This window comes from Sphingomonas sp. (assembly GCF_042091075.1).
Classification (GTDB): domain Bacteria; phylum Pseudomonadota; class Alphaproteobacteria; order Sphingomonadales; family Sphingomonadaceae; genus Sphingomonas.
The window spans coordinates 1-14,307 of the sequence record NZ_JBELIE010000083.1 but is presented as its reverse complement, the minus strand read 5'-3'; the positions used below and the strand labels follow the sequence as shown (position 1 = coordinate 14,307).

Annotated in this window: 10 protein-coding genes and 1 tRNA gene; 5 read left to right on the top strand and 6 right to left on the bottom strand. The window is 67.7% G+C overall.

The annotated features are described in order from the left end of the window. Position 1 precedes the first annotated feature (1 nt). A tRNA-Thr gene (locus tag ACFDSW_RS09855) sits at positions 2–77 on the bottom strand. A gap of 155 nt (positions 78–232) precedes the next feature. Here ACFDSW_RS09855 and ACFDSW_RS09850 point away from each other — a divergent pair. Further along, complete coding sequence (locus ACFDSW_RS09850; RefSeq protein WP_375250116.1) at positions 233–1,486, top strand: hypothetical protein; 1,254 nt, start codon at positions 233–235, stop codon at positions 1,484–1,486. Between the two features lie 79 nt (positions 1,487–1,565). Then, positions 1,566–6,203, top strand: coding sequence for an NAD-glutamate dehydrogenase (locus ACFDSW_RS09845; protein ID WP_375250115.1), 4,638 nt, complete (start codon positions 1,566–1,568; stop codon positions 6,201–6,203). A 62-nt stretch (positions 6,204–6,265) separates the two neighbouring features. On the opposite strand, the gene ACFDSW_RS09840 is transcribed toward ACFDSW_RS09845, so the two are convergent. The 5 genes from ACFDSW_RS09840 to ACFDSW_RS09820 form a co-directional block, all read right to left on the bottom strand. Continuing rightward, complete coding sequence (locus tag ACFDSW_RS09840; protein ID WP_375250114.1) at positions 6,266–8,230, bottom strand: putative bifunctional diguanylate cyclase/phosphodiesterase; 1,965 nt, start codon at positions 8,228–8,230, stop codon at positions 6,266–6,268. A gap of 64 nt (positions 8,231–8,294) precedes the next feature. Next, positions 8,295–8,546, bottom strand: a complete 252-nt coding sequence (locus ACFDSW_RS09835; RefSeq protein WP_375250113.1) for a ribbon-helix-helix domain-containing protein — start codon at positions 8,544–8,546, stop codon at positions 8,295–8,297. Next, positions 8,543–10,366 carry a cobaltochelatase subunit CobT gene (gene cobT, locus ACFDSW_RS09830; RefSeq protein ID WP_375250112.1) on the bottom strand — a complete coding sequence of 608 codons (1,824 nt, stop codon included), beginning with the start codon at positions 10,364–10,366 and terminating at the stop codon, positions 8,543–8,545. Before cobT ends, ACFDSW_RS09835 begins: the two co-directional genes overlap by 4 nt. Positions 10,367–10,656: 290 nt before the next feature. Then, complete coding sequence (gene cobS / locus ACFDSW_RS09825; protein WP_375250111.1) at positions 10,657–11,661, bottom strand: cobaltochelatase subunit CobS; 1,005 nt, start codon at positions 11,659–11,661, stop codon at positions 10,657–10,659. A 55-nt stretch (positions 11,662–11,716) separates the two neighbouring features. Further along, on the bottom strand, positions 11,717–12,424 hold the full coding sequence (locus ACFDSW_RS09820; RefSeq protein ID WP_375250110.1) for a winged helix-turn-helix transcriptional regulator: 708 nt from the start codon (positions 12,422–12,424) through the stop codon (positions 11,717–11,719). A 63-nt stretch (positions 12,425–12,487) separates the two neighbouring features. Between ACFDSW_RS09820 and ACFDSW_RS09815 the strand changes: the two genes are divergently transcribed. From ACFDSW_RS09815 to ACFDSW_RS09805, 3 genes are all read left to right on the top strand, one after another. Further along, on the top strand, positions 12,488–12,916 hold the full coding sequence (locus ACFDSW_RS09815) for a VOC family protein (protein ID WP_375250109.1): 429 nt from the start codon (positions 12,488–12,490) through the stop codon (positions 12,914–12,916). A 21-nt stretch (positions 12,917–12,937) separates the two neighbouring features. Beyond that, complete coding sequence (locus ACFDSW_RS09810) at positions 12,938–13,603, top strand: glutathione S-transferase family protein (RefSeq protein WP_375250108.1); 666 nt, start codon at positions 12,938–12,940, stop codon at positions 13,601–13,603. Next, positions 13,600–14,307, top strand: a 708-nt coding sequence (locus ACFDSW_RS09805; protein WP_375250107.1) for a DUF1428 domain-containing protein, incomplete at its 3' end; no start/stop codon positions are given. The genes ACFDSW_RS09810 and ACFDSW_RS09805, both read left to right, overlap by 4 nt.

Here is a 14,307-nt window from a genome sequence, read left to right as displayed (position 1 = left end):
GTGGTGCCGCTTACAGGACTCGAACCTGTGACCCCATCATTACGAATGATGTGCTCTACCAGCTGAGCTAAAGCGGCCCGTCGTGGCCCCACGGGGCGTCGAGGAGGGGGCGCTTAGCAACCAATCGGAGGGCTGGCAAGCGCCTTCGCCTTTACGTCGCGTTTACTACGGCCGGTGCATCACGATCGCGATCAGCGCCGCGGGTGCGGCCTTACCGGCAGGAACGACGACGATGGATACCGCGCGCGGCTACGACGAGCTTCCCGACGCCGAGGCGAACGCGGACGGCGTCGGCGCGCCTGAAGTGAAGATTGGCGGCGACGAACGCCGCATGCATGTGCGCGCCTACAATCATTGGGTATCGCTGCTGCGCGACCGCCCCTATCCCGCGATCGCCGATCTCGATCCGGAGCGGATCGCCGATTTCGGCCCCAATAGCGTGTTGCTGGATTTCACCGGCGGGCTGGACGATCCCGCAATCCAGTTCATCGGCAGGGCGCTGCGCGACGAATGCGGGGGCGATCAGGTGATCGCCCGGATCAGCGACGTCCCCGCGCGATCGTTGCTGTCGCGGCTGACCGACCATTATCTGCAGATCATTGCCAATCGCGCGCCGATCGGGTTCGAGGCGGAGTTCGTCGGCATCCGGGGGCACATGATGCTGTATCGCGGCATCCTGATGCCGTTTTCCTCCGATCACGAAACGATCGACTACATCTACGGCGTGGTCAATTGGAAGGAACTGGTGGACAGCGACGACGGCGCGAACGCTGGCCTTGCCCCCGCAACCGATTCGCACGCCACCACGCCGCGTCACGATCCGATCCCGGCGCCGGTGACCGCCGCCACCTGGGCGGACGGCCCGGGCGCGGGCAGCATCGATCCGGACGGTAACGCGCCGACGTCGCTGGACGATCGCCTCGCCCTGGCGCGCGAAAGCGCCGCCTCGGCGCGCGCCGCGGCGACGCGCAGCCACGCCGCCCTGTACCGCGCGCTGGGCCGGGCACATGATTTCGCGCTCGCCGCCGCCGCCGCGCCCGAGGCGCTGGAAGCGATCCTGCACGCCGCCGATATCCGTCCGCAGGCACGCGCGCCGATGACCGCGATCGCCAAGCTGGTCTTCGGCCGCGACCATGACAAGACACGGCTGACCGAGGCGGCGACGGTGCTCAGCTTCGCGCAGCGCACCGGCGTGCCGGAGGGCGGCCTGCCGCGCGTGATCGACAGCGTGCCGGGCGGGATCAAGGGCATCGTCGCCCACGAGCGCGCCGCCCGCAAGCCCGCCACCCCGCGCACCGAATCGACGCCACGCGCGCTGATCGCCGGGCGGACGACGCTGGCGGAGCTGGCGATCGACAGCGGGCTGGACGATGGCGCCCCGGTCATCCTGGTCGGCCGCGCTACCGCCGCGGGCGGGATCAGCGTGGTCGGCACGATCACCAATGACGACAAGCTCGCCGCGCGCGTGCTGCGGCGGCTGGGCTGATCCTTCGCACGTGATCGCAGGCGTTTCCGCGGTGCAGCAAGGGTTGAGCTAGCGCCCCGGCGCGCGCATAGCCGCGCGCATGGTGGAAAAGTCTCTCGCGATACTGTCTTCCGCGCTGGCGGAGCGGCTCACTCATCGGGCGTTGCCAGGCGAACTGGTTGGCTTCGGCGCGAATCAGCGCGCGGAGGCGGCCGAATTCCTGGCGCAGACCGCCGCGCGGCGCAGCGCCGGAACCGCCGCGATCGCGCTCGAGGCGCTGCCCGGGGATGGCGCCCGGCGCCGGATGCGGCTCGCGATCGTCAACGACGATATGCCGTTCCTGGTCGATTCGGTCGCCGCGGCGATCGGTGAGCGCGACGTCGCGGTCGACCGCGTCATCCACCCGGTGATCCGTGTTACCCGCGACGCCGACGGCATGCTGACCGGGATCGAGGACGCCGGCGGCGCGAGCGAATCGATGATCTACATCGAGCTGGAGCGGATCGACGCCAAGGACCGTCGTGCGCTGACCGACGATATCGAGCACCTGCTGGCGGATGTGCGTGTCGCGGTGGCGGACTGGCGTACCATGCAGGCGGCGCTGGCCGCCGATGCGGGCATGCTCGACGATATCGGCGGCGACAGCGAAGGGGCGTCGCTGCTGCGCTGGTTCCTTGACCGGCATTTTACGCTGCTGGGTCACGAACGCTGGTCGGTCGACGGCAGCCTCGCCGCGGAGCCGCTGGGGATCGCGCGACACGAGCATGAGGTACCGCTGCTCGCCGAGCGATCGAAACGTCTTTCCATCGACTATTTCACCGCCGGAAATGCCGCCCCGCTGCTGCTGAAATCCAGCCTGATCTCCCCCGTCCACCGCCGCGTGCCGCTCGACCTGCTGGTCGTGCCGTTGCAGACCGGCGGTCGCGTGGTCGGCTTGTCGATCCACGCCGGCCTGTGGACCAGCGCCGCGCTCAACGCCCCGCCGCGCAGCGTGCCGGTATTGCGCCAGCGGCTCGCCGCGAGCGAGGCGAAGTTCGGTTTCGATCCCACCGGCCATACCGGCAAGGCGCTGACGCATGCGATCGCGACATTGCCGCACGATCTGATGATCGCGGTCGACGCCGCCGGGATGGAAGAGCTGGCGCTGACCGCGATGAGCCTTGCGGATCGGCCGCGCCCGAAGCTGGTGCTGGTCCCCTCGCCGCTCGGGCGACACCTGTACGCCTTCGTCTGGCTGCCGCGCGACGAGCTGACCACCGCGCGCCGCACCGCCATCGCGGACATGCTGTCGGAGGCGGCGAACGGCCAGGTGCTCAACTGGGCGACCAGCATCGACGATGGTCGGATCGCGCTGCTGCGCTACACGATCGACTTGCGCGGCACCGGGCGGCTGCCCGATCCGCTGACGCTCGATGATCAACTCGAAAAGATGGTGCGCGGCTGGGCGCCGTCGATCGAGGCGGCGCTGGCCGACGAGGTCGGGCCCGCCCGCGCCGCGCGGCTGGCGTTGCGCCATGCCGCCGCCTTCCCGCCGCGCTATCGCACCGGCGCCACTCCGGACGAGGCCGCGCGCGACATCGTGTCGATCGCCCATCTCGATGGCGAAGGCGATCGCGAAGTGCGCTTCACCGCCGGTGGGGACGGCATGCTGCACCTGAAGGTCTATCGCCAGGGCGGCCCGCTGGCGCTGTCCGATGCGGTGCCGGCGCTGGAACATTTCGGTTTTCGCGTGATCGAGGAGATGCCGACCGCGCTGACCGATGAGGAACGCTCGTCGATCCACGATTTCACGCTGGAAACGCAGGCCGACGTGCCCGCCGTGCTCGCCTCCGCCGACATGCTGCAGGAGGCGCTGGCGCAGGTGCTGGAGGGGCGCGCGGAGGATGACGGCTTCAACCGGCTGATGCTGGAAGCGGGCCTGTCCCCCGGCGCGGTGGTGCTGTTCCGTGCCTGGTATCGCTATCTGCGTCAGGCGGGGATGAGCTACGGCCCGGCCAATGTCGTCGATACGCTGGCGCGCGTCCGCCACGTGACGCAGGCGCTGGTCGACCTGTTCACCGCCCGGCACGATCCGCGATCGACGCTCGACGCGGCGGCCGCCGAGGAAGCGATCGTGAGCGGGCTGGATGCGGTGACCGGGATCGACGACGATCGCATCCTGCGCGCCTTCCGCGCGGTGATCGACGCGACGCTGCGCACCAACGCCTTCACCCCCGCCGCCGCCCCCGAAAACGGCGGTGCGCTGGCGTTCAAGCTGGACAGCGCGAAGATCCCCGGCCTGCCCGCGCCGCTGCCATGGCGCGAGATCTGGGTCTATTCGCCGCGCGTGGAGGGAATTCACCTGCGCGCCGGCCCGGTCGCGCGCGGCGGGCTGCGCTGGTCCGACCGGCGAGACGATTTCCGTACCGAGATCCTGGGGCTGATGAAGGCGCAGCGCGTCAAGAACGCGGTGATCGTGCCGACCGGCGCGAAGGGCGGCTTCTACGCCAAGCAGCTGCCCAGTCCGTCGAACCGCGATGCATGGCTGGCGGAGGGGACCGAGGCGTATCGCATCTTCATCCGCGCATTGCTGTCGCTCACCGACAATATCGTCGGCGGCGCGGTGGTGCATCCGGAGGGCGTCGCGATCCACGACGGCGAGGATCCCTATTTCGTCGTCGCCGCCGACAAGGGCACCGCGACGTTCAGCGATATCGCCAATGCGATCGCGCTGGAACACGCCTTCTGGCTGGGCGATGCCTTCGCCAGCGGCGGCTCGGTGGGTTATGATCACAAGGCGATGGGGATCACCGCCAAGGGCGCGTGGGTATCGGTGCAACGCCATTTCGCCGAACGCGGGGTCGACGTGCAGACGCAGCCGATCCGCGTCGTCGGCTGCGGCGACATGTCGGGTGACGTGTTCGGCAACGGCATGCTGCTGTCGAAGGCGATCAAGCTGGTGGCCGCGTTCGACCACCGCCATATCTTCCTCGATCCCGATCCCGATCCGGCGTCAAGCTGGGACGAGCGCGCCCGGCTGTTCGCGCTGCCGCGGTCAAGCTGGGCCGATTACGACACGTCGCTGATCTCGCGCGGCGGCGGCGTGTTCGCACGTGACATGAAGTCGATCCCCTTGTCGCCGGAGGTGCAGGCGGCGCTGGGGATCACCGCGGAACGGATGGAGCCGACCGCGCTGATTGGCGCGATCCTGAAGAGCCCGGCGGACCTGATCTGGTTCGGCGGCATCGGCACCTATGTAAAGGCGGCGGCGGAGAACAACGCCACGGTGGGTGATCCGGCGAACGATCGACTGCGCGTCGATGCCGAGGAGCTGCGCGCGATCGCGATCGGCGAAGGCGCCAATCTTGGCGTGACGCAGGCGGCCCGGATCGCCTTCGCCGCGCGCGGTGGTCGGATCAATACCGACTTCATCGACAATTCGGCCGGCGTCGATTGTTCGGACAATGAGGTCAATATCAAGATCGCGCTCAATCGCGAGATGATCGAGGGACGGCTGGCGTTCGAGGATCGCAACACGCTGCTGGGCAGCATGACCGACGATGTCGCGCATCTGGTACTGGAGGATAACCGGCTGCAGACGCTGGCGTTGTCGATCGCCGAGCGCGACGGGGCGCAGGCGCTGCCGAGCTACGTGCGGCTGATCGAGGTATTCGAGGAGGCGGGGCGGCTCGATCGCCGCGTGGAGGGGCTGGCGACCGCGGTTGACCTGCTGCGCCGCGCCGGCGAAGGGCGCGGGATGACCCGCCCCGAACTGGCGGTGCTGCTCGCCACCGCCAAGCTGACGCTGCAGGACGCGATCGAGGGTTCGACGCTCGGGCAGGAATCGATCCTGCTGCCCGATCTGTTCGCGGCCTTCCCGCCCGCGATGGTCGAGCGGTTCGGCGCCGCGATCGAGCAGCATCGCCTGCGTGGCGAGATCGTCGCCACCAAGCTGGCCAATCGCATCGTCAACCGCATCGGCATCCTGCACCCGTTCGAACTGGCCGAGGAGGAAGGTGCCGCACTGGCCGATATCGCGGCGATGTTCGTCGTCGTGGAGCGGCTGTTCGGGCTCGACAGCTTGTGGCAGGCGATCGAGACCACCCCGATGCCGGAGGGCGCGCGGCTGGCATTGTTCGATGAGGTCGCGGTGGCGGTCCGCTCGCAGATCGCGGACCTGCTGCGCGCGACGATCTCTGGCGTCACGCCGTCCGAGGTGCTGGCGCGGCTCGAACCGGGGATCGCGCGACTGTCCGATGCCACCGACGAACTGCTGCTCGACGAGGCGCGCGCGCATAGCCGTCGGATCGCGGACACGCTGGAACAGGCCGGTGTGCCTGGCGACCTGGCGGCGAAGGTGGTGCGGCTGTTCGAACTGGATGGCGCGGTCGGCCTCGCCGAGCTGGGGGTGCGCTCCTCGGTCGACGAGACGCGGCTTGCGCGCGCCTTCACCCGATTGGGTCAGGCGCTGGGGCTCGACTGGGCACAGTCGACCGCGACGCGGATCTCGCCGAGCGACCCATGGGAGCGGCTGCTGATCGCCGGGCTGGCGCGCGATTTCCAGCAATTGCGGCTCGACTTCCTCAATCGCGTCGCCGAGGCGGAGCCGGAAGGGCGCGTCGACCAGTGGCTCGCGCAGAATGCTACCCGCGTTGGCCAGTTCCGCGCGGTCATCGATCGCGCCCGGCATGCCAGCACACCCAATGCGGCGATGCTGGCGCAGATCGCGAGCCAGGCGCGCGTGCTGCTGGGGCGGTAGGCGTTATCACCTTCCCCTGCGGGGGAAGGTGTTCGCGCGACCCGCTTCGATGCGGGTGCGCCCTATGCCCGCCAGCGCAGCGGTTCCGCCGCCACCGCCCGGTGCAGTTCGTCGACGGCGACCGGGCGCCCGAGGAAGAACCCCTGCGCATATTCGAACCCGGACAGGGTCGCCTCGATCAGTTGCGCCTCGGTCTCGATCCCCTCGATCACGCATTCCAGCGAAAGTGAGCGCGCCAGCCCGCGGATCGCCGCGACCAGCCGGCGACCGACATCGTCGGCGAGCCGCACCGCGAAACTGCGATCGACCTTGACGATATCGAACGGCAGCTGGTGAAGCGTGCTGAGACTGGAATAGCCCGTCCCGAAATCATCGAGCGCGAGCCGTGCTCCCGTCGCGCGCAACCGCTCCAGCATCGTCCGCGCGGCGTGGATGTCGGTGATCAGCGCATTTTCGGTGATCTCGAACACCAGCCGCGTGGGCGACAGGCCCGACGCGGCGAGCCGGCCGACGAGCAGATCGATCGTCAGCGGGTCCGCCAGATCCGCGGGAGACAGGTTGAAGGTCATGCGGATCGGCTCGGGCAGTGTCGCCAGCACCGTCACCGCCTTGTCGAACAGCACCCGCGTCATCTTGCGCGCGATGCCCAATTGTTCGGCGACGGGGATGAACAGGTCGGGGCGGACCGCGCCGAGTTGCGGCGAATGCCACCGGGCCAACGCTTCCACCGCGACGATGCGGACCGCCGCTGTCGCGAAGACCGGCTGAAACACGAGCGACAATTCGCGTTCGAGATCGGCGGCCTGCAGTGCCGCTTCCATCACCTGGCCCGACCGGATCATCTGCTCCAGTTCGGGCGAAAAGGCGATGCAGCCGCCACGATGCTGGGATTTCGCGCGATACAGCGCGAAGTCCGCGCGATCGAACAATTGGTGCGCGTCCGATCCGGCATCGGGAAAATGCGCCAGCCCCGCCGAACAGCCGACACTCACTGTCGTGTCGCCGATCGCCACCGGCTGGCGAACGAGGTCGCACAAACGCTGCCCCTCGCCGGTGGCGTCCCCGGCCGGGGCGCGGATGATCACCCCGAATTCGTCGCCGCCCAGCCGCGCCACCATGATTCGTTCGCTGACCGTGCCCCGCAATCGATCGCCGATCGCGGTCAGCAACCGATCGCCATGGCTGTGGCCATAGGTGTCGTTGACCGGTTTGAAGCCGTCGAGGTCCAGCACCCCCATCGTGAAGGCGGCGGGGCCGTCCTCCCGCGGCGTCATCAACCGTTCCAGCTCGGCGAAGAACTGACGACGATTGGGTAGCCCGGTCAGCGCATCGGTATTGGCGAGCTTGAAATTCTCGTCGCTCAGCCGCTCCGCCGCGCGTCGTTCGTGCAGCAGCGCTTCCTGCGATCGTTCCAGTTCGATGAATGCGGCAAAGGAATCGTACAACACCTTCAGGATCACCGTCCCGACCAGCGCGATATTGATCGCGGTGGCGACCCGCTCCTCGCCGCCGTCGCGCAGGCAATAGACCAGGAACGTGCCGATCACGATCACGCACACCGCCGTGGCCGCGCGCGGCAGATAGCCGAGGCAAAAGACGCAGCCGAGCACCGTGATCGCGATGAAGATCGCGATATGCCCCTGTTGCGCCGGCCCGCCATATTGGTCGAGCGCCAGCGCCCAGGTGACGAAGGCGATCGCCAGCGCCACCGCCAGCCAGGTCGTCCCCCGCAACCGTTGCAACGCTTCCGCCTCGGTGACCCGCGCCTCGTCCAGCGGCATCAGCCAGCGCAGCAGACGGATCACGCAGACGACGCACAACATGCTCGGCAGCACGATCGTCAGCAGCGGCGGTGCAAGGGCGCGATGCGTATAAGCCAGGATCCCCGCGTTGGAGGCGAGCAGCGCATAGAGCGGCGGCACCTGCCGGTGCAGATGGCGCAACTGTGAGCGCGCATACGCACCCTCGGCAGGCGCGCCCCGCAGCACGCGGGCAAGAAAGCCGTCGTTCTCCACGACCGCCACCATGCCACGCAATCGGTTGACGTTTTCTAGCCAGCCCCCCGGTCTAAAACAGCATTTATTTACAAAATCACCTGCCGCAACATTCGGCTAGCAGCCAGCTTCGCAGGGCGCTCGCCAGGTTCGGCGGGTCCGGCGCGATAATCCGCAGCGCGTCAATCTGCCCCACCAGCGCGGACAATGGCAGCGCGCGCGCCACGGCGGCCCGTTCGAGTGCCTGCCAGAAGACCGGTTCCAGGCTGATCGACGTGGCATGGCCGGCGATCGTGATCGACCGTTTGACCGGGCCATGAAATCCCCCCGGCGGGGCGGTGACCGTCATTCCGCGTCGAACAGCGCCGCCAGCTGCTCGATGATCGTCCCGCCCAGTTGCTCGGCATCCATGATCGTGACGGCGCGACTGTAATAGCGGGTCACGTCATGCCCGATGCCGATCGCGATCAGCTCGACCGGCGATTTCTTCTCGATCCAGCCGATCACCTGACGCAGGTGCCGCTCCAGGTAGCTGCCCGAATTGACGCTGAGCGTGGAATCGTCGACCGGCGCGCCGTCGGAAATGACCATCAGGATGCGCCGCTCCTCCGGCCGCGCCATCATCCGCTGATGCGCCCACATCAATGCCTCGCCGTCGATATTCTCCTTCAGCAACCCCTCGCGCATCATCAGCCCCAGCGAGTTGCGCGCCCGCCGCCACGGCTCGTCGGCCATTTTGTAGACGATGTGGCGCACATCGTTGAGGCGGCCCGGCTGCGGCGGCCGGCCGGCGGCGAGCCACGTCTCGCGACTTTGCCCACCCTTCCAGGCGCGTGTGGTAAAACCGAGGATCTCGGTCTTCACCCCGCAGCGTTCCAGCGTGCGCGCCAGAATGTCCGCGCTGATCGCCGCGATCGAGATCGGGCGGCCGCGCATCGACCCGGAATTGTCGATCAGCAGCGTCACCACCGTGTCGCGAAAGTCGGTATCGCGCTCGATCTTATAGCTCAGCGATTGCATCGGGTTGACCACGACGCGCGCGAGCCGCGCGGCATCGAGCAGCCCCTCGTCCTGATCGAAATCCCAGGACCGGGACTGCTGCGCCATCAACCGGCGCTGCAGCCGGTTGGCCAGCTTCGACACCGCCGATTGCAGATGCACGAGTTGCTGGTCGAGATAACCGCGCAGCCGCGCCAGCTCCTCCGCGTCGCACAATTCGGTCGCGGCGATCACTTCATCGAATTGCGTCGTCCACACGCGATAGTCGAATGCCTGCGACATATCGGCATTGGGCCGGTTGGGGCGGACGGGCTGCATCCCCTCCTCACCATCGTCGCCCGGCTCGCCCTCGCTGTCATCGAGGTCGTCACCCTCGACCTGCTCGCTCTCGCCCTCGCTTTGCTGATCGTCGCGCTGCTGGCCGCGCTGCTCCATCTGCGCGTCGCCATCGGCGGAATCGGCATCGCCCTCATCCGTCTCGTCGCCGTCCTGGCCCTCCTCCTGCTCCTCCTCGTCGCCGCCCTCGTCGCTTTCCTGCGGTTCCTGCTCACCCTCGACCAATTCCAGGTCCACCAACAGCTTGCGCGTAAGGCCCTGGAACGCGCGCTGATCGTCGAGCGCGAGCGCGAGCGCGGCCAGATCGGTACGCTCGCCGATCCAGTCGCGCACCAGCGCCAGCCCTGGCGCGGCGACGGCTGGCGCGGCCTCGCCCGTCAGCGCCTCGCGCACCAGCAATTGCAACGCGGTCGACAACGGCACTTCACTCTGCGAGCGGGCGCGCGTGATCGGATCGGCGCGCAGCTTCACGTCGAGCGCGGTCGCCAGGTTGCTCGCGATGCCACGATAGCCACGGCTGCCCAGCGCCTCGATCCGCGCGGTCTCGACCGCGTCATAGACCGCACGTGCGGTCGCCTCGGTCGGCGCCCCGCGCCCATGCAGCATGGTGTCGTGCAGGCGGAGTCGCAACGCGAACCCGTCGGCAAATCCCCGCGCCTCCGCCACCTGATCGGCGGGCAGCGTGCGCGCGGGCATCGGCACCTTCAGATGCTTGCCCGATTGTGCCGGCGCATCGGCGGTGAACGCCAGTTCCAGTTCCGCCTCATCCGACAGCGCGCGCGACGCGCCGCCGAGGACGTTCTTGAACCGATCGAGGGGGGTTTCGCTGGCCATTTAGCCGTCCATTCCCAAGGCGAGTGCTGCCGCGACACGGATCAACGGCACCTCTTGTCGCGCGATATCACGATATTCACCGCGGAGCCGATGACCAAAGGCGCGTATCCCGGCGACCGGCACGTCAGGCCCAAGCCGGCCGGGATCACGCGGCGGAATACGCGCGGCGATGACACGCGCCGAGCGACCGCCACGGTCGACCATATCGTATGCCCGCGCACGGGATCGATCCCCGTTGCGGGCAGATCCGCCCGATGGATCCGCGACCGCCGCAATGCCGCGGCGCGGGTTCATCCGCGTCCCACCACGCTCTCCGGCAGATCCTTACCGAAGACGCGCTGATAATATTCGGCGACCAGCGCGCGTTCCGCCTCGTCGCACTTGTTGAGGAACGACAGCCGGAAGGCGAAGCCGATATCGCCGAAGATCAGGCTGTTCTGCGCCCAGGTGATGACGGTACGCGGGCTCATCACGGTGGAGATATCGCCGTTGACGAAGCCCTTGCGGGTGAGGTCCGCGACGCGGACCATATTTTCCACCACCTTCTTGCCCTCGGGCTTGTCATACTCGCCCGACTTGGCGAGCACGATCTGCGCCTCGGTGACGGCAGGCAGATAGTTGAGCGTCACGACCACGTTCCAGCGGTCCATCTGGCCCTGATTGATCTGCTGCGTGCCGTGGTACAGCCCACTGGTATCACCCAGGCCGATCGTGTTCGCGGTCGCGAACAGACGGAAATAGGGGTTCGGGCGGATCACCCGATTCTGGTCGAGCAGCGTCAGCTTGCCCTCGGTTTCCAGCACGCGCTGGATGACGAACATCACGTCGGGGCGGCCGGCGTCATATTCGTCGAACACCAGCGCGGTCGGCGTCTGCAGCGCCCACGGCAACAGGCCCTCGCGAAACTCGGTCACCTGCTGCCCGTCGCGCAGCACGATCGCGTCGCGGCCGACCAGGTCGATACGGCTGATATGCGCATCCAGGTTGATGCGGATGCACGGCCATTTCAGCCGCGCCGCCACCTGCTCGATATGGCTCGATTTGCCGGTGCCGTGATAGCCCTGCACCATCACGCGACGATTGTGTGCGAAGCCCGCCAGGATCGCCAGCGTCGTATCCGGATCGAACACATACGCCGGATCGAGGTCAGGGACTCGCTCGTCCGCCTCGCTGAACGCCGGGCATTGCATATCGCTGTCGATCCCGAACAGATCGCGCACGCTGACCATCTTGTCGGGCGCGTCGAGGATCGTTGTATCGCGGCTGTCGGGCTGCGTGTTCGGGATATCGGTCATCGAATAAGCCGTTCGCTGGAGTGGCCTGTACCAGTGAGAAGGGATCGCGTGCGCGTCAACCCGCCGTAACGGGCTTGGCGGCCTTCTCGGGCAGGTGGAAGAGAGCGATGAACGCGGCGGCGGCGTCGCGGTTGCCGTCGAATCGCATCAGCCCCGCCGCCTCGGCGTCCTCGACCGGCATCTTGCCATAAACGATCGCCGCCATCGTCTCCGGCGTGGCCTCGAACACCGCCTCGCCCGCCGCCGCCGGCACACGCGTCGTCGTGAGCCTGCCGTCCGCCACCTCCGCCACGAACGAATCACGCCCCAGCCGGAAGCCGATCCGTAGCGGCGCGCGCGGTGCCAGCGCCGGATCGAACATCGTCCGGAATGACATCATCAGCGAGGCGGCCGACAGGGGCAGCGTGGGATCGTGATCAGGCGATCGCGCCGCCCAGCGCCCCAGCGACTGGATCGCCTCCTCCGCCTCAAGGCCCCAGGGCGTGAGCTCATACGCGGTCGCATTGACGGGCGACGGCAGCGCCAGCCGCTTGACGATCCCGGCACGCGACAGTCCTTCCAGCCGTTGCGTCAGGACGTTGGCGCTGATCCCCGGCAGGCCGGCGCGCAATTCGGAAAAGCGCCGGGCCCCGAACATCAGCTCGCGCACGATCAGCAACGACCAGCGCTCCCCGATCAATTCCATCGCCAGCGCGGTGCCGCACGCATCGTCATACCAGCGTGCCCGCGCCTTGCTATCCGCAGTTACTTTTATTGACTTCATGGTTTGTTTTGATAACCTTCCGCCACACGAAGCGCAAAGAATCATCGACAGGAGAGTGACGCAATGACCCGGATGATCTTCATCAACCTGCCGGTCGACGATGTGGCGCGCGCCACCGCCTTCTATGAAGCGATCGGCTTCACGAAGAACCCCGCCTTTTCGAACCAGCAGGCCAGCGCGATGGACTGGTCCGACGCGATCAAGGTGATGCTGCTCGACAAGGCGTTCTATGCCACCTTCACCGACAAGCCGATCGCCGATTCGCACGCTACCAGTGCGATGCTGTTGTGCCTGTCGTTCGACGGTCGCGACGCGGTCGACGCGATCCACCGCGCGGCGATCGACGCGGGCGGGCGCGAAGCCAGGCCGATCGCGGACATGGGCTTCATGTATGGCGGGGCGTTCGAAGACCCCGATGGCCATACGTTCGAGACGATGTTCATGGAGGCCAATGCCGAGACGATCGTCGCGGCGCAGAACGCCACCGCCTGAGCATCGCGGAGGAGAGGACCCATGGCACTCCCGACGATCACCGCGTTCGACTGGGTGCCCGATGTCGCCAGGGGGCAGGTGCGCGATCTGCGCGTCCGTTGGGCGCTGGAGGAGGTCGGCCAGCCTTATGCCGTCCGCTATCTGTCCCAGGGCGAGCAGAAGCAGCCGGCGCATCGTGCATTGCAGCCCTATGGCCAGGTGCCGACGTTCGAGGACGGCACGCTGACGCTGTTCGAATCCGGCGCGATCGTTCTGCATGTCGCCGAACGCGGTGCGCTGCTGCCCGACGACGCGGCGGGACGCGCGCACGCGCTGGAATGGTCGTTCGCCGCGCTCAACTCGGTCGAACCACCGATCATGGATCATGCGATCGCGACCCTGTTCGAGGCGGATGCGCCCTGGTCCGCGCCGCGCCTGCCAGCGATTGAGCAACGCATTCGCGAGCGATTGTTCGACACGGCGCGCCGCCTGGGCGATCTGCTGATGATCGCGGTGCTGCGCATCCTGCGCGACGATCCGCTGCTGGCGGAGCAGCCGACGTTGCTGGCCTATGTCGAACGCGGCGAAGCGCGACCGGCCTTCGCCAGGGCGCTCGCGGACCAGATGGCAGGCTTCACTGGATCACCCCCGCCCGAAATCGTGGCGTGGCTGGAACAACGGCAACAGCGCGAGGAGATACGTCGATGACCTATGTCGAAGGCTTTTTGACCGCGGTGCCGGTCGCGCACCGCGAGACATACCGCGAGCATGCGGCGCGCGCGGCCGACCTGGTGATCGATCTGGGCGCGTCGCGGATGGTGGAGGCATGGGGCGAGGACATCCCCGATGGACAGCATACCGACATGCGTCGCGCCGTCCGCGCCACGCCCGATGAAACGGTGGTATTCAGCTGGTTCGAATATCCCGACAAGGCAACCCGTGATGCCGCCAACGCGCGACTCGCGGGCGATCCGCGCATGGACGAGATGATGAAGGACATGCCGTTCGACGGCCGGCGGATGATCTATTCCGGGTTCGCCGTGGTCAGCGATCTGGGCGACGCGGCCGGGGCGGGATTCATCGATGGCGTGGTGCTGCCGGTCACGGGCGGCGCGGACGCCTATACCCGTCACGCCGTGTCGCTCGCGCCGCTTTTCCGGGAATATGGCGCGGTGCGCGTGGTCGATACGATCGGGGACGACATCCGGGCCGGCGAGGTCACCGATTTTCCACGCGCGGTCGATGCCGCGCCCGGCGAGGCGATCGGCTTCGGCTGGATCGAATGGCCCGCGCGGGATCAGCGCGACGCGGCATGGGAACGGATCATGGGCGACGAGCGGATGTCGGCGGCGGGCGCGCCGCCATGGGACGTGAAGCGGATGATCTTCGGCGGCTTCACGGTGCTGCTCGAC

Coding starts and splice junctions, on each gene's coding strand:
- ACFDSW_RS09850 (WP_375250116.1), top strand. CDS start 233: ATGGATACCGCGCGCGGCTACGACGAGCTTCCCGACGCCGAGGCGAAC.
- ACFDSW_RS09820 (WP_375250110.1), bottom strand. CDS start 12,424: ATGAAGTCAATAAAAGTAACTGCGGATAGCAAGGCGCGGGCACGCTGG.
- cobS (WP_375250111.1), bottom strand. CDS start 11,661: ATGACCGATATCCCGAACACGCAGCCCGACAGCCGCGATACAACGATC.
- cobT (WP_375250112.1), bottom strand. CDS start 10,366: ATGGCCAGCGAAACCCCCCTCGATCGGTTCAAGAACGTCCTCGGCGGC.
- ACFDSW_RS09835 (WP_375250113.1), bottom strand. CDS start 8,546: ATGACGGTCACCGCCCCGCCGGGGGGATTTCATGGCCCGGTCAAACGG.
- ACFDSW_RS09815 (WP_375250109.1), top strand. CDS start 12,488: ATGACCCGGATGATCTTCATCAACCTGCCGGTCGACGATGTGGCGCGC.
- ACFDSW_RS09810 (WP_375250108.1), top strand. CDS start 12,938: ATGGCACTCCCGACGATCACCGCGTTCGACTGGGTGCCCGATGTCGCC.
- ACFDSW_RS09840 (WP_375250114.1), bottom strand. CDS start 8,230: ATGGTGGCGGTCGTGGAGAACGACGGCTTTCTTGCCCGCGTGCTGCGG.
- ACFDSW_RS09845 (WP_375250115.1), top strand. CDS start 1,566: ATGGTGGAAAAGTCTCTCGCGATACTGTCTTCCGCGCTGGCGGAGCGG.